Raw genomic sequence first — 17553 nt, 5'->3', positions numbered from 1 at the left:
CCCCCCTTATCCTAACAGTTCCTCGACTGTTTTGCCGCGCAATTTTGCGACGTCTTCGGCGCGTTTCAATTGTTTTAAGCCGTCAAACGTGGCACGCACCATGTTGACCGGTGTGTTCGAACCAATGGACTTCGACAAAATGTCGCTGATGCCTGCCAGCTCCAAAACGGCGCGCGCCGGACCGCCGGCGATGACTCCCGTACCTTCGGAAGCCGGTTTTAAAATGATTTCTCCAGCGCCAAAGTGGCCGATCACTTCGTGTGGAATCGTCGTGCCAACGATCGGCACTTCAATTAAGTTTTTCTTCGCATCTTCAATCGCTTTGCGGATCGCTTCCGGAACTTCTTGCGCTTTCCCAGTGCCAAAGCCGACATGGCCGTTTTTGTCGCCGACGACAACCAAGGCAGAGAAGCGCAGGCGGCGTCCGCCTTTCACGACTTTTGCTACACGGTTGACTGCGACTACACGTTCTTCCAATTCAAGTTTGTTTGGGTCGATACGACGCATCGTTGTCCCTCCTTTGTAATTAGAATTCCAGGCCAGTTTCACGGGCGGCATCCGCTAATGCTTTCACTCGGCCGTGGTACAAATACCCGCCGCGGTCAAAGACGACTTGTTTAATGCCTTTTTCCAACGCCCGCTTGGCGACGAGTTCGCCGACTTTCTTCGCTGCTTCAATGTTGTTTGTCGAATCCAAAGTGAATTCTTTATCCAATGTCGAGGCGCTGACGATCGTTGCCGATTTCGTATCGTCGATCACTTGCGCGTAAATGTGTTTGTTCGAACGGAACACGCTCAACCGCGGACGTTCAGCCGTGCCAAAGATTTTTTTGCGGATGCGTGCGTGTCTTTTTTTCCGAACCGCGTTTCGATCCACTTTCGTGATCATCGAATGTCACTCCTTTCGCTTCGCTATGCCGCGTTATTTACCCGTTTTGCCTTCTTTTAAGCGCACCAGTTCGCCTTCGTAGCGAATGCCTTTGCCTTTATACGGCTCCGGCGGACGTACGGCGCGAATGTTGGCCGCCAGCTCGCCGACGCGCTGTTTGTCTGCGCCTTTGACGATGATTTTCGTTTGGGACGGCACTTCAATTTCAAGCCCTTCTTCCGGCTCAATTTCGACCGGATGAGAATAACCGACGCTCAACACCAGCTTTTTCCCTTGTTTCGACGCCCGGTATCCGACCCCAACGAGTTCGAGCGCTTTTTCGTAGCCTTTCGAAACGCCTTCGACCATGTTGGCGAGCAGGCTGCGCGTTGTGCCGTGCAGCGCACGATGTTGTTTTTCATCGCTTGGACGCGTCACCGTCATCACGTTGCCCTCAACGGTGATCGTCATATCCGGGTGGAACGTGCGGGTCAGTTCCCCTTTTGGCCCTTTCACCGTGACCGTATTGCCGTTGATCGTAACCGTAACACCGGCCGGAATTTCAATTGGTTTTTTGCCGACACGTGACATGTCAAAAACACCTCCATTCTTGAGCAGATAAATTACCAAACGTAGGCGATCACTTCGCCGCCCGTGCCTTTTTGCCGTGCTTCTTTGTCCGTTAAAATGCCTTGCGATGTCGAAAGAATGGCGATTCCTAAGCCGTTTAAGACGCGCGGCACTTCATGGGCTTTGACATACACGCGCAATCCTGGCTTGCTGATGCGTTTCAGCCCGGTAATGACACGTTCGTTGTTCGGACCGTATTTCAGAAAAATGCGGAGAATCCCTTGTTTGTTGTCTTCGATATATTCATAATCACGAATAAACCCTTCGCGCTTTAAGATTTCCGCGATTTCCCGCTTGATTTTCGAAGCCGGGACTTCGAGTTTTTCGTGACGCACCATGTTCGCATTGCGGATGCGAGTCAGCATATCAGCAATTGGATCTGTCATCACCATTTGTTTTACCTCCTTCCCAATCAATGGGTTGATTACCAGCTGGCTTTTTTAATGCCTGGAAGTTGACCTTTATATGCGAGTTCACGGAAACAAATACGGCACAGTTTAAATTTGCGGTAAACCGAGTGCGGGCGGCCGCAGCGCTCGCAGCGGGTGTACGCTCTTACTTTAAACTTCGGCGTCCGTTTTTGTTTCGCGATCATCGATTTTTTAGCCACGATTTCGCCTCCCTTGTGCTATGGGATTATTTTTGGAATGGCATGCCGAGCAATGCCAGCAATTCGCGCGCTTCTTCGTCGGTGTTGGCCGTTGTGACGATCACGATGTCCATGCCGCGCACTTTGTTCACTTTATCGTAGTCGATCTCTGGGAAAATGAGCTGTTCTTTAATGCCGAGCGTATAGTTGCCGCGGCCGTCAAACGATTTTTTCGATACGCCGCGGAAGTCGCGCACGCGCGGAAGCGAGACCGAAATCAGCTTATCGAGAAACTCATACATCCGTTCGCCACGCAGCGTCACTTTCGCCCCGATCGCCATTCCTTGGCGCAGGCGGAAGCCAGCGATCGATTTTTTCGCGCGTGTCACTACTGGACGTTGGCCGGAGATCAATGTCAGCTCTTCAACGGCGCTGTCTAACGCTTTCGGATTTTGCACCGCGTCGCCGACGCCCATGTTGATGACGATTTTTTCGATTTTTGGCACTTGCATGATCGATTTATAGTTGAACTTGCTCATGAGAGCAGGAACGACTTCATTTACATACTTCTCTTTCAGGCGGTTCATAAAAGTACCTCCTTTCCTGCGTCACGGTTATTTATCTAAAATCTCTCCGGATTTTTTCGCGTAGCGCACTTTTTTGCCGTCAACCACTTTATAGCCAATGCGCGTCGGTTCGCCTGTTTTCGGATCGAGCGGCATCACTTTGGAAACATGGATCGGCGCTTCTTTTTCGATAATGCCGCCTTGCGGGTTGGCTTGCGACGGTTTCGCGTGCTTTTTCACGATGTTGACGCCTTCGACGATGACGCGGTTTTTCTTCGGAAATGCCGCGAGGATGACGCCTTGTTTGCCTTTGTCTTTTCCGGAGATCACTTGCACTTTATCACCTTTTTTTACATGCATCGCATTCGCACCTCCTTGAAACGCTGTTCCGTTCCGTTAGATAACTTCCGGGGCCAACGAAATGATTTTCATGAAGTCTTTGTCGCGCAGTTCGCGGGCAACCGGTCCGAAAATCCGCGTGCCGCGCGGGCTTTTGTCATCGCGGATGATGACGCAGGCGTTTTCGTCAAAACGGATGTAAGAGCCATCCGGACGGCGCACTCCGCGTTTCGTGCGAACAACGACCGCTTTCACGACTTGACCTTTTTTAACAACGCCACCTGGTGTCGCATCTTTAACCGTAGCGACCACGATGTCGCCGATGTTCGCATAGCGGCGGCCCGAGCCTCCAAGCACTTTAATGACGAGCACTTCGCGTGCGCCAGAGTTATCAGCTACTTTCAAGCGAGATTCTTGTTGAATCATCGACGAAACCTCCTTTCGGAATTATCTCTCCGAACTAAGCGAAGAACCATTAAAGAACAACGGCTTTCTCGACGATTTCGACCAAACGGAAGCGTTTCGTGGCCGACAGCGGGCGAGTCTCCATGATTTTGACGATGTCGCCGACTTTCGCTTCGTTATGTTCATCGTGCGCTTTGTATTTTTTCGAATATTTCACGCGCTTGCCGTACAGCGGATGTTTTTTGTACGTTTCCACCAATACGGTGATCGTTTTGTCCATTTTGTCCGATACAACCCGTCCAACGTACACTTTGCGTTGATTGCGTTCGCTCATTTCGCAAACCTCCTCTCAAACAACATTATTTATTGGCAGCGAGCTCACGTTCGCGAATGATCGTTTTCATGCGGGCGATGTCTTTGCGCACTTGACGGATGCGCGCCGTGTTTTCCAATTGGCCGGTCGCCAGCTGGAAGCGAAGGTTGAACAGTTCTTCCTTCAACGCTTTAATTTTTTGTTCGATTTCGGCAGTGGTCAACTCACGGATTTCTTTCGCTTTCATTACGCTTCACCACCAGTTTCTTCACGTTTTACAAATTTGCATTTGATCGGAAGTTTGTGAGAAGCGAGACGCAATGCTTCACGTGCCACTTCTTCAGAAACACCGCCCACTTCAAACATCACTTTGCCCGGTTTCACAACGGCAACCCATCCTTCCGGCGCCCCTTTACCGGAACCCATCCGCACTTCAAGCGGCTTGGCGGTATACGGTTTGGATGGGAAAATGCGGATCCATACTTTCCCGCCCCGTCTCATGTAACGAGTCATCGCCCGGCGAGCCGCTTCGATTTGCCGGTTCGTAATCCAAGCCGATTCCAATGCTTGCAAGCCAAATTCACCGAAATGAACTTCCGTACCGCCTTTCGCGCGGCCTTTCATCCGTCCGCGGTGTTCGCGGCGATATTTGACGCGTTTTGGCATCAACATGATTATTTTCCTCCTTCCTCGGCTTTTTTCTTAGTCGGAAGGACTTCCCCACGATAAATCCATACTTTGACGCCGATTTTTCCGTACGTCGTGTCGGCTTCTGCCGTCGCATAGTCAATGTCAGCGCGCAACGTATGGAGTGGAACCGTCCCTTCGCTGTAATGTTCCGAACGAGCAATATCGGCACCGCCTAAACGGCCGGATACCATCGTTTTGATCCCTTTCGCCCCAGCGCGCATCGCCCGTTGAATCGCTTGTTTTTGCGCCCGGCGGAACGAAACGCGGTTTTCCAATTGGCGAGCGATATTTTCAGCGACAAGTTTCGCGTCCAAATCCGGCTTTTTAATTTCAACGATGTTGATATGAACCCGCTTGCCCGTCAGCTGCGCGAGCGCTTTGCGGAGCGCTTCGACTTCAGAGCCGCCTTTCCCAATCACCATGCCCGGTTTTGCCGTATGGATCGTGACGTTGACGCGGTTGGCTGCCCGTTCGATCTCCACGCGGGAAACGGCCGCATCTTGCAGGCGTTTGTTGAGATATTCACGGATTTTCAAGTCTTCGTGCAACAGATCGGCGTAGTCTTTTTCCGCATACCATCTTGATTCCCAGTCACGAATGATGCCGATGCGCAGACCGATCGGATGAACCTTTTGACCCACGGATTATCCCTCCTTCTTTTCTGAAACGACGATCGTAATATGGCTTGTGCGTTTGTTGATGGCGCTTGCCCGTCCCATCGCGCGCGGACGGAAACGTTTCAGCGTCGGGCCTTCATCGACATAGGCTTGAGAAACCACCAAGTTGGTAACGTCCATGTCATAGTTGTGCTCAGCGTTGGCGACCGCTGATTTCAATACTTTTTCGATGATCGGAGAAGCCGCTTTTGGCGTATGGCGCAAAATCGCGAACGCTTCGCCGACTTCTTTGCCGCGAATCAAGTCAATGACTAAGCGCGCTTTGCGAGGAGCGATGCGAACGGTTCTCGCAACTGCTTTAGCTTGCATATCTAGAACCTCCTCTCATTACCGTTTCGTTTTCTTGTCATCGCCGGCATGGCCGCGGAACGTGCGCGTCGGCGCGAATTCCCCGAGCTTGTGCCCGACCATGTCTTCCGTGATGTAAACGGGAACGTGTTTACGGCCATCGTACACTGCGATCGTATGCCCGACAAATTGCGGGAAGATCGTCGAACGGCGAGACCATGTTTTGATCACTTGTTTTTGCCCTGTTTCATTCAATTTTTCAATCTTTTTCATCAAATGTTCATCGCAAAACGGACCTTTTTTCAAGCTGCGACCCATAAGTGAACCTCCCTTCTGAATTGCGCTCGTTCATTACTTCTTGCGGCGACGGATGATGAATTTATCCGATTTGTTTTTCTTTTTGCGCGTTTTGTAGCCAAGCGTCGGTTTGCCCCACGGCGTCATCGGCGATTTGCGTCCGATTGGCGCTTTGCCCTCACCACCGCCGTGCGGATGGTCAACCGGGTTCATGACCGAACCGCGGACTGTCGGACGAATGCCAAGCCAGCGAGCGCGTCCCGCTTTCCCGATGTTGACAAGCTCATGCTGCTCGTTGCCGACTTCGCCGACCGTAGCGCGGCATTTGCCCAAAATCAGGCGCACTTCGCCGGAAGCAAGACGAACGATGACATATTTTCCTTCTTTCCCAAGCACTTGGGCTGATGTGCCGGCTGCGCGCACCAATTGCCCGCCGCGGCCTGGTTTCAGCTCGATGTTGTGGACGAGCGTACCGACCGGGATGTTCTCAAGCGGCAGCGCATTGCCCACTTTAATGTCTGCGTCCGGGCCGGACATGATTTCCATGCCCACTTTTAAGTTTTTCGGCGCGATAATGTAGCGCTTCTCGCCATCAGCATAGTTGATGAGCGCGATATTGGCGGAACGGTTCGGATCGTATTCGATCGTAGCAACGCGTCCCGGAATTCCGTCTTTGTCGCGTTTAAAGTCGATGATCCGGTATTGGCGTTTATGGCCACCACCTTGATGGCGAACCGTGATTTTCCCTTGGTTGTTGCGGCCCGCTTTTTTCTTTAACGGAGCGAGCAGCGATTTTTCCGGCTGATCTGTCGTAATTTCCGAGAAGTCCAGCACCGTCATGCCGCGACGGCCGTTCGATGTCGGTTTATATTTTTTAATCGCCATCGGAATGTCCCTCCTTCGTCACAAATATGAGTTCGTTACACTTCGAACAGTTCGATCTCTTTGCTGTCCGGCGTCAGCGTCACGATCGCTTTGCGGCGGCGGTTCGTATAGCCGCTGTAACGGCCGACGCGTTTAAATTTCCCTTTATAGTTCATGATGTTGACTTTTTCGACTTTGACGCCAAAAATTTTCTCAACGGCGTCTTTTACTTCCGTTTTGTTCGCTTTGACGTCGACTTCAAACGTATATTTTTTTTGCCCGATCAAGTCCATTGTGTTTTCCGTGATGATGGGGCGCTTAATAATGTCGCGAGGGTCTTTCATTATGCAAGCACCTCCTCTACCTTCTCCACGGCCGCCTTCGTAATGACGAGCTTGTCGTGGTTCAGCACATCAAGCACATTGATGCCGCTGGCCGCCACCACTTTGACGCCCGGGATGTTGCGCGCCGACAAATACACGGTTTCGTTCAATTCGTCGGTGACAATGAGCGCTTTCCGGTCAACCGAGAGGTTATTCAAAATTTTTACCATTTCTTTCGTTTTCGGCGCTTCCAACGACAATTGGTCCAAGACAACGATGTCGTTTTCGAGCACTTTCGAAGACAAAGCCGATTTGATCGCCAAACGGCGAACTTTTTTCGGCAGTTTGTAGCTGTAGCTGCGCGGTACCGGACCGAAGACCGTGCCGCCGCCGCGCCATTGCGGAGCGCGAATCGAACCTTGGCGGGCGCGTCCTGTCCCTTTTTGACGCCACGGTTTGCGGCCGCCGCCGCTCACTTCAGCGCGGTTTTTCGTTTTGTGCGTTCCTTGGCGCATCGAAGCGCGTTGCATGATGACTGCTTCAAACAACACATGTTTATTTGGCTCAATCCCAAAAACGGCGTCGTTCAGTTCAATTTCGCCGACTGTCTGTCCGTTTTGGTTGTACAATGCTACTTTTGGCATTACGTAGTTCCTCCTTTCTTGGCCGGATGTTATTTCGCCTTCTTCGCCGCTTTCACAGCGCTTTTGACAATCACTAAGCCTTTTCTCGGTCCTGGCACATTGCCTTTAATGAGCAGCAAGTTGCGTTCCGGATCGACTTTGACGATTTTCAAGTTTTGGATCGTCACACGCTCGCCACCCATGCGGCCCGGCAAGTTTTTCGTTTTGAATACGCGGTTCGGCGCGATGGCCCCCATCGAACCAGGGCGACGATGGTAGCGAGAACCGTGAGCCATTGGTCCGCGAGATTGGCCGTGGCGCTTGATGGCCCCTTGGAACCCTTTCCCTTTCGAAGTGCCTGTGACGTCAACGATGTCGCCTTCGCTGAAAATGTCCACTTTCACTTCTTGACCAACTTCGTATTCATCCACGTTGGCGCCGCGGATTTCGCGAATGAAGCGCTTAGGTGCCGTGTTTGCTTTGGCAGCATGGCCGATTTGCGGTTTGTTGGCGCGCTTTTCGCGAATGTCTTCAAAACCTAATTGAATCGCTTCGTAACCGTCGTTTTCGATCGTTTTCTTTTGCAAAACGACGTTCGGCGTCGCTTCGATGACAGTTACCGGAATCAAATCGCCGTTTTCCGCAAATACTTGCGTCATACCGATTTTTCTTCCTAAGATTCCTTTCGTCATTGGTCACACCTCCTAATCCATTAAAGTTTAATTTCAATGTCCACACCGGACGGCAAATCCAATCGCATTAACGAATCCACCGTTTGCGGAGTCGGATTGATGATGTCAATCAAGCGCTTATGTGTCCGCATCTCGAATTGTTCACGGGAGTCTTTGTATTTGTGAACGGCGCGCAGGATCGTATACACCGTTCTTTCTGTCGGCAGCGGAATCGGACCCGACACTTTTGCCCCAGAACGTTTTGCGGTTTCCACAATTTTCTCCGCTGACTGATCCAAAATTCGATGATCGTAAGCTTTTAAACGAATGCGAATTTTTTCTTTTGCCATTTGGTTTCCCTCCTTCTTCGCCTATTTTGAAAATAGACTTCTCCACGGAAATTTCCTGCACCCCGCCGTGGCAAAGCGGCCGGGTGTGTCAGCAACCTTCCGCTTCATCGCAGTCAAAGACCAACATTTGATATTATACTGGTATGTAAGGGAGATTGCAAGCCATTTCTTCGCTTTTCCCACACTTCTTCATTATACCGAGGCACCGGGCCGTTTTCAACATCGCCTCGGGAAAAGGAAAGATGGAAGGGGAGCACATGCAAGCACCGCGCTCGCTCGAGGAAAAGGGGTGAACCAACGTTGGGGGCGTCGCTCTTTTGGCCAAACAGGCAAAAGAAAAAGGCTGACCGAAAAGACGCCGCCGTTCAAGATCGCACAACCTGATAGAAAACGAAAGAGGGTGTCCCGATCGTTTCCGGACACCCTCTTTTCGCTTCAATTATTCAATGATTTGCGATACCGAACCAGCGCCAACCGTGCGGCCGCCTTCACGGATCGAGAATTTCGTTCCTTCTTCGATCGCGATCGGAGCGATCAGTTCAACCGTCATTTCGACGTTGTCGCCAGGCATAACCATCTCAACGCCTTCCGGAAGCGTGATGATGCCCGTTACGTCCGTCGTACGGAAGTAGAATTGCGGACGGTAGTTCGAGAAGAACGGCGTATGGCGTCCGCCTTCTTCTTTCGTCAAAACGTAAACTTGCGCTTTAAACTTCGTATGCGGCGTGATCGAGCCCGGTTTCGCCAACACTTGACCGCGCTCAACTTCATCGCGCGATACACCGCGGAGAAGCGCACCGATGTTGTCGCCGGCTTCCGCTTGGTCGAGAAGCTTGCGGAACATTTCTACGCCCGTAACCGTCGTCGATTTCGGTTCATCGGAAAGACCGATGATTTCAACCGGATCGCCGACTTTCAACGTACCGCGCTCAACACGGCCCGTCGCAACCGTACCGCGGCCCGTAATCGAGAAGACGTCCTCGATCGGCATCATGAACGGTTTGTCTACTTCACGTTGCGGCGTCGGGATGTACTCGTCAACCGCGTTCATCAGTTCAAGAATTTTTTCTTCCCATTGCGGGTCGCCTTCGAGCGCTTTTAATGCCGAACCTTTGATGACCGGCACTTCATCGCCCGGGAAGTCGTATTCAGAGAGCAGATCGCGAACTTCCATTTCAACGAGCTCAAGCAATTCTTCGTCGTCCACCATGTCGCATTTGTTCAAGAACACAACGATGTACGGAACGCCAACTTGGCGAGAGAGAAGAATGTGCTCGCGCGTTTGCGGCATCGGACCGTCCGCTGCCGATACAACAAGGATTGCACCGTCCATTTGCGCTGCGCCCGTGATCATGTTTTTGACGTAGTCCGCGTGCCCTGGGCAGTCAACGTGCGCATAGTGGCGATTGTCCGTTTCATACTCAACGTGCGCCGTCGAGATCGTGATTCCGCGCTCACGCTCTTCCGGAGCCGCGTCGATTTGGTCGTATGCTCTCGCTTCCGCCTTTCCTTGTTTTGCCAAAACCGTCGTGATGGCAGCTGTCAACGTCGTTTTCCCATGGTCAACGTGGCCAATCGTGCCGATGTTGACGTGCGGTTTCGTGCGTTCGAATTTCGCTTTAGCCATGAGAGATCCTCCTTAAAAATGAAAATATAATGGATATGGTTGTTAAGTATAGGATGCTTGGGAACAAAATGTTCCCAAGTCTTACTTACATAAGTATTTATAGCGAAACTAGCAGAAGAAATCAATTATTCGCCTTTATTTTTTTTGATAATTTCATCGGCGATGTTTTTCGGAACTTCTTCGTAATGATCAAACACCATCGAGAATGTTCCGCGCCCTTGCGTGTTCGAACGGAGCGATGTCGCATAACCGAACATTTCGGCCAGCGGCACCATCGCGCGAACGACTTGAGCGTTGCCGCGCGCTTCCATTCCCTCAACACGGCCGCGCCGGGACGTGATGTCACCCATGATGTCACCAAGGTACTCTTCAGGAATGACCACTTCCACTTTCGCGATCGGCTCCAACAGAACCGGATCACACTTCGCAGCGGCGTTTTTCAGCGCCATGGAAGCGGCGATTTTGAACGCCATTTCGCTCGAGTCGACATCGTGGTACGATCCGTCGAACAGTTTCGCTTTAATGTCGACAACCGGATAGCCGGCTAAGACGCCGTTTTGCATCGCTTCTTCCAGACCCGCTTGAACGGCCGGCACGTATTCTTTCGGAACGACCCCACCAACGATGGCGTTCTCGAATTCGAAGCCTTTGCCGCGCTCGTTTGGCGAAAATTCAATCCAAACGTGACCGTATTGACCGCGGCCACCGGACTGACGGATAAACTTCCCTTCGACTTGCGCCGATTTGCGGAACGTTTCACGGTAAGCGACTTGCGGCGCGCCGACGTTCGCTTCGACTTTGAATTCACGGCGCATCCGGTCGACGATGATGTCAAGATGCAGCTCGCCCATTCCCGAGATGATCGTTTGTCCCGTTTCCGGATCGGTGTGAGCGCGGAATGTCGGGTCTTCTTCTTGCAATTTTTGCAACGCTTGGCTCATTTTGTCTTGGTCGGCTTTCGATTTTGGTTCGATCGCCACCGAAATGACCGGCTCTGGGAACTGCATCGATTCAAGGATGACGAGATTTTTCTCATCACATAGAGTATCGCCGGTCGTCGTGTCTTTTAAACCAACTGCGGCCGCAATATCGCCGGCATACACTTTCGAAATTTCTTGCCGGTGGTTCGCGTGCATTTGCAAGAGACGGCCGATCCGTTCGCGTTTGCGTTTCGTCGAGTTCATGACGTACGAGCCGGAATCAAGCGTGCCGGAATAGACGCGGAAGAACGTCAATTTTCCAACATACGGGTCGGTCATGATTTTGAACGCGAGCGCCGCAAATGGAGCGTCGTCACGCGCTTCGCGAGTCACTTCTTCTTCCGTATCCGGAACGATACCGCGAATCGCCGGAATGTCGATCGGAGACGGCAAGTAGTCGACAACTCCGTCAAGCAGCAGCTGAACGCCTTTGTTTTTGAAGGCCGAGCCGCAGAAGACCGGGAAGAATTCCACGCTGATCGTCGCTTTGCGGATCGCCGCTTTCAACTCTTCTTTCGTGATTTCTTCCCCTTCTAAATATTTCATCATCAGCTCTTCGTCAAGCTCAGCCACTGCTTCAATGAGCTTGGCGCGATATTCTTCCGCCATATCGCGGTAGTCTTCCGGAATTTCGATGCGCTCGATGTTTTTACCGAGCTCATCGTGATAATGATACGCGCACATTTCGACAAGGTCGATGATGCCAGAAAACTGGTCCTCAGCGCCGATCGGCAGCTGCACTGGATGCGCGTTTGCTTGCAGGCGGTCATGAAGCGTTTTTACCGCATACAAGAAATCGGCGCCGATTTTGTCCATTTTGTTGACAAACACAATCCGCGGAACACCGTAAGTCGTTGCTTGACGCCAAACGGTTTCCGTTTGCGGCTCTACGCCGGATTGCGCGTCCAATACGGTAATCGCGCCGTCCAACACGCGCAACGACCGCTCAACCTCAACCGTAAAGTCGACGTGCCCCGGCGTGTCAATGATGTTGATGCGATGGCCTTTCCATTGCGCCGTTGTCGCCGCCGACGTAATCGTAATCCCGCGTTCTTGTTCTTGCTCCATCCAGTCCATCGTGGCTGCGCCTTCGTGCACTTCCCCGATTTTATGAACGCGGCCGGTGTAGAACAAGATCCGCTCGGTTGTCGTCGTTTTCCCGGCGTCAATGTGCGCCATGATCCCGATGTTGCGAGTGTTTTCTAAGGAGAACTCTCGTGCCATAGCGGTTATTTTCTCCTTCCTTCAATATAAAGTATAAACAGATGGCGCCGCCCTCTTTTCTTTCACAAAGCGGAACAGCCTTGCTGAAAAAAGCTCCAATATATAGGAAGATAGGTGAACAGGCAGCGATCGTGCCTTCTCACCTATTCCTTTTAAGTTAAGCGGCGGTCCTTACCAGCGGTAGTGGGCGAAAGCTTTGTTCGCTTCGGCCATTTTGTGCGTGTCTTCGCGTTTTTTCACCGCTGCGCCCGTGTTGTTGGCAGCGTCCATAATTTCGTTTGCCAAGCGCTCTTCCATCGTTTTTTCATTGCGAAGGCGGGCGTATTGCACGAGCCAACGCAGACCGAGGGAAATGCGGCGGTCCGGACGGACTTCGACCGGAACTTGGTAGTTCGCCCCACCGACGCGGCGAGCGCGCACTTCCAACACCGGCATCACGTTTTTCAACGCTTGCTCAAACACTTCCATCGGATCTTTACCCGTGCGTTCACGGATCATATCAAACGATGTATAAAGAATTTTTTGTGCTTTCGATTTTTTGCCGTCAACCATAATTTTATTGATCAGACGGGTAACCAGTTTGGAATTGTAAATCGGATCCGGCAATACGTCACGCTTAGCAACAGGGCCTCTACGTGGCATAGTGTTTCCTCCCTTCAGGAAAACATTCTCTTCATTTCATTATTTTTTCGCTGCTTTTGGTTTTTTCGCGCCGTACTTCGAACGACCTTGCATCCGGTTCGCTACGCCAGCGGTATCGAGCGCGCCGCGGATGATATGGTAGCGCACCCCTGGCAAGTCTTTGACACGTCCGCCGCGGATCAACACAACGCTATGTTCTTGCAAGTTGTGGCCAATCCCCGGAATATAGGCCGTTACTTCAATGCCGTTCGTCAGGCGGACACGGGCGTACTTCCGAAGCGCCGAGTTCGGTTTTTTCGGCGTCATTGTGCCGACACGCGTGCATACGCCGCGCTTTTGCGGAGACGACACGTTCGTTTGTTCTTTTTTGAAGCTGTTGTACCCTTTGTTCAACGCAGGGGATTTTGACTTAAATACTTTTTTCTCGCGTCCTTTGCGGACCAATTGGTTGATTGTAGGCATGAAAAGCTCCTCCTTTCGCATGTTTTAAGCCCACATATCCAGGCGGTTCATCCTTTATGCAAACAAAGGTTTAAAGGCAAAAGAAAAGCGCTTAGCGAAGAATCGCCACCGCGGCCGCGCCGACCTGGATTTTGCAAGCTTTGCCGAGCTTTTTCATCGAATCGACTTTCGTGACCGGCACATTCGCCTCATTGGCGGCCGTCGCCACTTGCTCGATGATCGGCGAGTCGGCATCCGTCGCCACGATCACTTCTACCGCTTTCCCTTCCTTTAAAGCCCTTATCGTTTGTTTGGTTCCAATCACAATTTTCCCAGCCTGTAATACTTTTTCATAAGACATGTAACATATCCTCCAAAGTACCAGGTTGTTGGAACACCTTTATTAGACTACCATTTTCTTTGGCGATTGTCAACAGCATTTTGCAGTCGGTGCCGCCGCTAAGGATAACCTTAGCGGGCGGCGCCGTTCACATTATTTGGACGAAACCGGGTCGCCGGCCGTTTCTTTCTTGATGGCCGGTTTTACGTTGCGATAGCGGGCCATGCCGGTTCCGGCCGGGACCAATTTTCCGATAATGACGTTTTCCTTCAAGCCAAGGAGCTCATCGCGTTTTCCTTTGATGGCTGCATCCGTCAAGACGCGCGTTGTTTCTTGGAACGAAGCAGCCGACAAGAACGAATCGGTCTCCAGCGAGGCTTTGGTAATGCCAAGCAGCACTTGACGAGCCGTGGCCGGGCGTTTTCCTTCGCGCAGAGCTTGGGCATTGACGTCCGTAAATTGATGAACGTCCAACAGCGTGCCCGGCAGCACGTCGGTGTCTCCGGCATCAATGACGCGCACTTTGCGCAGCATTTGCCGCACCATGACCTCAATGTGCTTATCGCTGATTTCCACCCCTTGCATCCGGTAAACTTTTTGTACTTCGCGGAGCAAGTATTCTTGGACGGACGTGATGTCGCGCACGCGCAGCAGCTGTTTCGGGTCAACCGAGCCTTCCGTCAGCTCTTGGCCGCGTTCGACACCCTGCCCTTCTTGGACTTTCAGCCGCGCGTTGTACGGCGCTACGTACGTGCGCGTTTCCACCTCGCTTTGGACGACGATTTCATATTGGTTGTCGCGCGTTTCGTTAATCGAAATAACCGTGCCGTCGATTTCCGAAATCACGGCTTGCCCTTTCGGATTGCGCGCTTCAAACAGCTCTTGCACCCGCGGCAACCCTTGGGTGATATCATCGCCGGCGACGCCGCCTGTATGGAACGTCCGCATCGTCAGCTGCGTGCCCGGCTCGCCGATCGACTGAGCGGCGATGATGCCGACCGCTTCGCCAACTTCGACGTCCATGCCGGTCGCCATGTTGCGGCCATAACATTTTTTGCAGACGCCATGGCGCGTGTTGCAGGCGAAGACGGAGCGAATCCACACTTCCGTTATGCCGGCTTTCACGATCTCATTGGCGATATCTTCGGTGATCATCTCGTCTTTGCGAACGATCACCTCTCCCGTTTCCGGATGGCGCACCGTTTTATGCGCATAGCGGCCGACAAGCCGTTCCTCGAGCTTGACCACCACTTCTGTGCCGTCGGTCAGCGCTCGCGCCAAAATGCCGCGGTCGGTGCCGCAATCTTCCTCGCGGACGATGACGTCTTGCGCCACGTCGACGAGGCGGCGCGTGAGGTAACCCGAGTCGGCTGTTTTGAGCGCCGTATCCGCCAACCCTTTCCGCGCGCCGTGTGTGGAGATAAAGTATTCCAAGACCGTCAAACCTTCGCGGAACGACGACTTGATCGGCAGCTCGATGATCCGGCCGGCCGGGTTGGCCATCAAGCCGCGCATCCCCGCAAGCTGCGTAAAGTTCGAGGCGTTCCCGCGAGCGCCGGAATCGCTCATCATAAAAATCGGGTTGCGCTTGTCGAGCGATTTCATCAGCCGGTCTTGAATTTTGTCTTTCGCCGCGCTCCAGATGGAAATGACGCGCTCATACCGCTCTTCGTCGGTAATCAATCCGCGGCGGAACTGCTTCAAAACCGTATCGACTTTCGTTTGCGCTTCATCCAAAATTTCTTGTTTTTCCGGCAAAACGACGATGTCAGCGACACCGATCGTGATGCCCGCCTTCGTCGAATATTGGAAGCCGAGGTCTTTCATCCGGTCAAGCATTTTCGATGTTTCAGTAATTTTGAAACGCTTGAACACTTCAGCGATAATTTGCCCGAGCACTTTTTTCTTAAACGGCGGGACAGGCTCGCGTTTGCGAATCTCTTCGCGCACGTTGACCCCTTTGTCAAGGAAGTACTTATCCGGCGTCCGCCCTTCAATGTTTTCCGTTGTCGGCTCGTTGATGTACGGGAACGACTTCGGCAAAATTTCATTGAAAATGAGCTTGCCGACGGTCGTCAGGAGCAGCTTGCTGTTTTGTTCCTCAGTAAACGTTTCGTTGTTCAGCGAGCCGGCATGAATGGCGATGCGCGAATGGAGATGGACGTAACCGTTATGATAAGCAAGCAACGCCTCGTCCGTGTCTTTGAACACCATGCCTTCGCCGATGGCCCCTTCGCGCTCCATCGTCAAGTAGTAGTTTCCTAAAACCATGTCTTGCGATGGGGTAACGACCGGTTTGCCGTCTTTCGGGTTCAAAATGTTTTGCGCCGCCAACATCAACAAGCGCGCTTCGGCTTGCGCCTCAGCCGACAACGGCACGTGCACGGCCATTTGGTCGCCGTCGAAGTCGGCGTTGTACGCCGTACAAACGAGCGGATGAAGACGGATCGCCCGCCCTTCGACAAGCGTCGGCTCGAACGCCTGAATGCCGAGACGGTGCAGCGTCGGGGCGCGGTTTAACAGCACCGGATGTTCTTTAATGACATCTTCGAGCACATCCCATACTTCCGGATGGACGCGCTCGATTTTCCGTTTCGCGCTTTTAATGTTGTGCGCCAAGCCCCGCTCGACAAGCTCCTTCATAACAAACGGCTTAAACAGCTCAAGCGCCATTTCTTTCGGCAAGCCGCATTGATACATTTTCAAGTTCGGGCCGACGACAATGACGGAACGGCCGGAATAGTCGACCCGCTTGCCGAGCAAGTTTTGCCGGAAGCGGCCTTGCTTCCCTTTCAGCATATGAGAGAGCGACTTTAACGGACGGTTCCCGGGACCCGTCACCGGACGGCCGCGGCGGCCGTTGTCGATCAACGCATCAACGGCCTCTTGCAACATCCGTTTCTCGTTTTGGACGATAATGTTCGGCGCGCCGAGGTCGAGAAGCCGTTTCAGCCGATTGTTGCGGTTGATGACGCGGCGGTACAAATCGTTTAAGTCCGACGTCGCAAACCGACCGCCGTCAAGCTGCACCATCGGGCGCAATTCCGGCGGAATGACCGGCAGCACATCAAGCACCATCCATGCTGGATCGTTTCCTGAGCTGCGGAACGCCTCAAGTACCTCTAGGCGCTTAATGATGCGGGTGCGCCGCTGACCTTGCGCCGTTTTCAACTCTTCTTTCAGCGCGTTGACTTCTTTATCTAAATCAATGTCCTGGAGCAGTTTTTTGATCGCCTCCGCCCCCATCGACGCTTGGAATGATTGGCCGTATTTTTCGCGATAGGCGCGGTACTCTTTTTCCGACAGCAGCTGTTTTTTCTCAAGCGGTGTATCGCCCGGGTCGGTGACGACGTAGGAAGCAAAATAAATGACTTCCTCAAGCGCCCGCGGCGACATGTCAAGGACGAGCCCCATTCGGCTTGGGATCCCTTTGAAATACCAAATGTGCGACACCGGGGCGGCGAGCTCAATATGGCCCATCCGTTCGCGGCGAACTTTCGAACGCGTCACTTCGACACCGCAACGGTCGCAGACGACGCCTTTGTAGCGAACGCGCTTATATTTGCCGCAGTGGCACTCCCAGTCTTTCGTCGGGCCGAAAATGCGCTCGCAAAACAGGCCGTCCTTTTCCGGCTTCAGCGTCCGGTAGTTGATCGTCTCCGGCTTTTTCACTTCGCCGTACGACCAAGAACGAATTTTTTCTGGGGAAGCGAGCCCGATTTTCATGTACTCAAATTTATTGACATCCAGCAAGGGGTATACCTCCCTTATTTGATCCGTCGGTTTTGCTCCATGGCTTGTTTGCC

The 17553-nt window shown here is 52.5% G+C and carries 25 protein-coding genes; all 25 read right to left on the bottom strand.

Features of this window, described 5'->3' with window-relative positions; genetic code table 11:
- Positions 1–6: 6 nt before the first annotated feature.
- Positions 7–507, bottom strand: coding sequence for a 30S ribosomal protein S5 (rpsE, locus tag ACTVIM_RS00735; protein WP_033020982.1), 501 nt, complete (start codon positions 505–507; stop codon positions 7–9).
- A 19-nt stretch (positions 508–526) separates the two neighbouring features.
- Complete coding sequence (gene rplR / locus ACTVIM_RS00730; protein WP_033020984.1) at positions 527–889, bottom strand: 50S ribosomal protein L18; 363 nt, start codon at positions 887–889, stop codon at positions 527–529.
- Between the two features lie 33 nt (positions 890–922).
- Entirely contained in the window at positions 923–1459 is a 537-nt protein-coding gene (gene rplF / locus ACTVIM_RS00725) for a 50S ribosomal protein L6 (protein WP_033020986.1), read from the bottom strand.
- 32 nt (positions 1460–1491) lie between these two features.
- The gene (gene rpsH, locus ACTVIM_RS00720) at positions 1492–1890 is read right to left on the bottom strand and encodes a 30S ribosomal protein S8 (RefSeq protein WP_012820490.1); all 399 of its coding nucleotides are present in this window, start codon (positions 1888–1890) and stop codon (positions 1492–1494) included.
- A 32-nt stretch (positions 1891–1922) separates the two neighbouring features.
- Positions 1923–2108 (bottom strand): type Z 30S ribosomal protein S14, encoded by a 186-nt coding sequence (locus ACTVIM_RS00715; protein WP_003247599.1) that lies wholly within the window; start codon positions 2106–2108, stop codon positions 1923–1925.
- A gap of 26 nt (positions 2109–2134) precedes the next feature.
- Positions 2135–2674, bottom strand: coding sequence for a 50S ribosomal protein L5 (gene rplE, locus ACTVIM_RS00710; RefSeq protein WP_033020988.1), 540 nt, complete (start codon positions 2672–2674; stop codon positions 2135–2137).
- A 27-nt stretch (positions 2675–2701) separates the two neighbouring features.
- The gene (gene rplX, locus ACTVIM_RS00705) at positions 2702–3013 is read right to left on the bottom strand and encodes a 50S ribosomal protein L24 (RefSeq protein WP_033020989.1); all 312 of its coding nucleotides are present in this window, start codon (positions 3011–3013) and stop codon (positions 2702–2704) included.
- A 36-nt stretch (positions 3014–3049) separates the two neighbouring features.
- Positions 3050–3418, bottom strand: a complete 369-nt coding sequence (gene rplN / locus ACTVIM_RS00700; RefSeq protein ID WP_033020993.1) for a 50S ribosomal protein L14 — start codon at positions 3416–3418, stop codon at positions 3050–3052.
- A gap of 49 nt (positions 3419–3467) precedes the next feature.
- A complete protein-coding gene (gene rpsQ, locus ACTVIM_RS00695) occupies positions 3468–3731 on the bottom strand; it encodes a 30S ribosomal protein S17 (protein WP_033008672.1) in 264 nt (87 codons plus the stop codon).
- A gap of 25 nt (positions 3732–3756) precedes the next feature.
- On the bottom strand, positions 3757–3957 hold the full coding sequence (gene rpmC, locus ACTVIM_RS00690) for a 50S ribosomal protein L29 (RefSeq protein ID WP_011229628.1): 201 nt from the start codon (positions 3955–3957) through the stop codon (positions 3757–3759).
- Positions 3957–4382, bottom strand: coding sequence for a 50S ribosomal protein L16 (gene rplP, locus ACTVIM_RS00685; RefSeq protein ID WP_011229627.1), 426 nt, complete (start codon positions 4380–4382; stop codon positions 3957–3959). Before rplP ends, rpmC begins: the two co-directional genes overlap by 1 nt.
- A 2-nt stretch (positions 4383–4384) precedes the next feature.
- A complete protein-coding gene (gene rpsC, locus ACTVIM_RS00680) occupies positions 4385–5041 on the bottom strand; it encodes a 30S ribosomal protein S3 (protein ID WP_033020994.1) in 657 nt (218 codons plus the stop codon).
- Between the two features lie 3 nt (positions 5042–5044).
- Positions 5045–5386 (bottom strand): 50S ribosomal protein L22, encoded by a 342-nt coding sequence (gene rplV / locus ACTVIM_RS00675; RefSeq protein ID WP_033020996.1) that lies wholly within the window; start codon positions 5384–5386, stop codon positions 5045–5047.
- Positions 5387–5404: 18 nt separating this feature from the next.
- Positions 5405–5683 carry a 30S ribosomal protein S19 gene (gene rpsS / locus ACTVIM_RS00670; RefSeq protein WP_003247570.1) on the bottom strand — a complete coding sequence of 93 codons (279 nt, stop codon included), beginning with the start codon at positions 5681–5683 and terminating at the stop codon, positions 5405–5407.
- A gap of 33 nt (positions 5684–5716) precedes the next feature.
- The gene (gene rplB / locus ACTVIM_RS00665) at positions 5717–6547 is read right to left on the bottom strand and encodes a 50S ribosomal protein L2 (RefSeq protein WP_033020998.1); all 831 of its coding nucleotides are present in this window, start codon (positions 6545–6547) and stop codon (positions 5717–5719) included.
- Between the two features lie 35 nt (positions 6548–6582).
- Positions 6583–6870 (bottom strand): 50S ribosomal protein L23, encoded by a 288-nt coding sequence (gene rplW, locus ACTVIM_RS00660; RefSeq protein WP_033020999.1) that lies wholly within the window; start codon positions 6868–6870, stop codon positions 6583–6585.
- On the bottom strand, positions 6870–7493 hold the full coding sequence (rplD, locus tag ACTVIM_RS00655) for a 50S ribosomal protein L4 (protein WP_033021001.1): 624 nt from the start codon (positions 7491–7493) through the stop codon (positions 6870–6872). Before rplD ends, rplW begins: the two co-directional genes overlap by 1 nt.
- 29 nt (positions 7494–7522) lie before the next feature.
- The gene (rplC, locus tag ACTVIM_RS00650; protein WP_033021002.1) at positions 7523–8164 is read right to left on the bottom strand and encodes a 50S ribosomal protein L3; all 642 of its coding nucleotides are present in this window, start codon (positions 8162–8164) and stop codon (positions 7523–7525) included.
- A gap of 20 nt (positions 8165–8184) precedes the next feature.
- Positions 8185–8493 carry a 30S ribosomal protein S10 gene (gene rpsJ / locus ACTVIM_RS00645; protein WP_008881945.1) on the bottom strand — a complete coding sequence of 103 codons (309 nt, stop codon included), beginning with the start codon at positions 8491–8493 and terminating at the stop codon, positions 8185–8187.
- A gap of 439 nt (positions 8494–8932) precedes the next feature.
- Complete coding sequence (gene tuf / locus ACTVIM_RS00640; RefSeq protein ID WP_033021003.1) at positions 8933–10120, bottom strand: elongation factor Tu; 1188 nt, start codon at positions 10118–10120, stop codon at positions 8933–8935.
- Positions 10121–10245: 125 nt separating this feature from the next.
- A complete protein-coding gene (fusA, locus tag ACTVIM_RS00635) occupies positions 10246–12324 on the bottom strand; it encodes an elongation factor G (protein ID WP_445613344.1) in 2079 nt (692 codons plus the stop codon).
- Positions 12325–12495: 171 nt separating this feature from the next.
- The gene (gene rpsG, locus ACTVIM_RS00630) at positions 12496–12966 is read right to left on the bottom strand and encodes a 30S ribosomal protein S7 (protein ID WP_033021007.1); all 471 of its coding nucleotides are present in this window, start codon (positions 12964–12966) and stop codon (positions 12496–12498) included.
- A 39-nt stretch (positions 12967–13005) separates the two neighbouring features.
- Positions 13006–13428: a 30S ribosomal protein S12 gene (gene rpsL / locus ACTVIM_RS00625; RefSeq protein ID WP_033021009.1), complete on the bottom strand. Its 423-nt coding sequence runs from the start codon at positions 13426–13428 to the stop codon at positions 13006–13008.
- Between the two features lie 91 nt (positions 13429–13519).
- Entirely contained in the window at positions 13520–13768 is a 249-nt protein-coding gene (locus ACTVIM_RS00620) for a 50S ribosomal protein L7ae-like protein (RefSeq protein ID WP_445613343.1), read from the bottom strand.
- Positions 13769–13900: 132 nt separating this feature from the next.
- A complete protein-coding gene (rpoC, locus tag ACTVIM_RS00615) occupies positions 13901–17500 on the bottom strand; it encodes a DNA-directed RNA polymerase subunit beta' (protein ID WP_033021013.1) in 3600 nt (1199 codons plus the stop codon).
- Positions 17501–17553: the final 53 nt, after the last annotated feature.

The sequence above is a fragment of the Geobacillus sp. YF-1 genome (assembly GCF_052692335.1).
This window is presented reverse-complemented; position numbering and strand designations above follow the sequence as displayed.

What these genes read in the sequence shown, in the direction of transcription:
- rpsE (WP_033020982.1), bottom strand. Translation starts at nt 507, where the DNA reads ATGCGTCGTATCGACCCAAACAAACTTGAATTGGAAGAACGTGTAGTC.
- rplR (WP_033020984.1), bottom strand. Translation starts at nt 889, where the DNA reads ATGATCACGAAAGTGGATCGAAACGCGGTTCGGAAAAAAAGACACGCA.
- rplF (WP_033020986.1), bottom strand. Translation starts at nt 1,459, where the DNA reads ATGTCACGTGTCGGCAAAAAACCAATTGAAATTCCGGCCGGTGTTACG.
- rpsH (WP_012820490.1), bottom strand. Translation starts at nt 1,890, where the DNA reads ATGGTGATGACAGATCCAATTGCTGATATGCTGACTCGCATCCGCAAT.
- rplE (WP_033020988.1), bottom strand. Translation starts at nt 2,674, where the DNA reads ATGAACCGCCTGAAAGAGAAGTATGTAAATGAAGTCGTTCCTGCTCTC.
- rplX (WP_033020989.1), bottom strand. Translation starts at nt 3,013, where the DNA reads ATGCATGTAAAAAAAGGTGATAAAGTGCAAGTGATCTCCGGAAAAGAC.
- rplN (WP_033020993.1), bottom strand. Translation starts at nt 3,418, where the DNA reads ATGATTCAACAAGAATCTCGCTTGAAAGTAGCTGATAACTCTGGCGCA.
- rpsQ (WP_033008672.1), bottom strand. Translation starts at nt 3,731, where the DNA reads ATGAGCGAACGCAATCAACGCAAAGTGTACGTTGGACGGGTTGTATCG.
- rpmC (WP_011229628.1), bottom strand. Translation starts at nt 3,957, where the DNA reads ATGAAAGCGAAAGAAATCCGTGAGTTGACCACTGCCGAAATCGAACAA.
- rplP (WP_011229627.1), bottom strand. Translation starts at nt 4,382, where the DNA reads ATGTTGATGCCAAAACGCGTCAAATATCGCCGCGAACACCGCGGACGG.
- rplV (WP_033020996.1), bottom strand. Translation starts at nt 5,386, where the DNA reads ATGCAAGCTAAAGCAGTTGCGAGAACCGTTCGCATCGCTCCTCGCAAA.
- rpsS (WP_003247570.1), bottom strand. Translation starts at nt 5,683, where the DNA reads ATGGGTCGCAGCTTGAAAAAAGGTCCGTTTTGCGATGAACATTTGATG.
- rplB (WP_033020998.1), bottom strand. Translation starts at nt 6,547, where the DNA reads ATGGCGATTAAAAAATATAAACCGACATCGAACGGCCGTCGCGGCATG.
- rplW (WP_033020999.1), bottom strand. Translation starts at nt 6,870, where the DNA reads ATGAAAGACCCTCGCGACATTATTAAGCGCCCCATCATCACGGAAAAC.
- rplD (WP_033021001.1), bottom strand. Translation starts at nt 7,493, where the DNA reads ATGCCAAAAGTAGCATTGTACAACCAAAACGGACAGACAGTCGGCGAA.
- rplC (WP_033021002.1), bottom strand. Translation starts at nt 8,164, where the DNA reads ATGACGAAAGGAATCTTAGGAAGAAAAATCGGTATGACGCAAGTATTT.
- rpsJ (WP_008881945.1), bottom strand. Translation starts at nt 8,493, where the DNA reads ATGGCAAAAGAAAAAATTCGCATTCGTTTAAAAGCTTACGATCATCGA.
- tuf (WP_033021003.1), bottom strand. Translation starts at nt 10,120, where the DNA reads ATGGCTAAAGCGAAATTCGAACGCACGAAACCGCACGTCAACATCGGC.
- fusA (WP_445613344.1), bottom strand. Translation starts at nt 12,324, where the DNA reads ATGGCACGAGAGTTCTCCTTAGAAAACACTCGCAACATCGGGATCATG.
- rpsG (WP_033021007.1), bottom strand. Translation starts at nt 12,966, where the DNA reads ATGCCACGTAGAGGCCCTGTTGCTAAGCGTGACGTATTGCCGGATCCG.
- rpsL (WP_033021009.1), bottom strand. Translation starts at nt 13,428, where the DNA reads ATGCCTACAATCAACCAATTGGTCCGCAAAGGACGCGAGAAAAAAGTA.
- ACTVIM_RS00620 (WP_445613343.1), bottom strand. Translation starts at nt 13,768, where the DNA reads ATGTCTTATGAAAAAGTATTACAGGCTGGGAAAATTGTGATTGGAACC.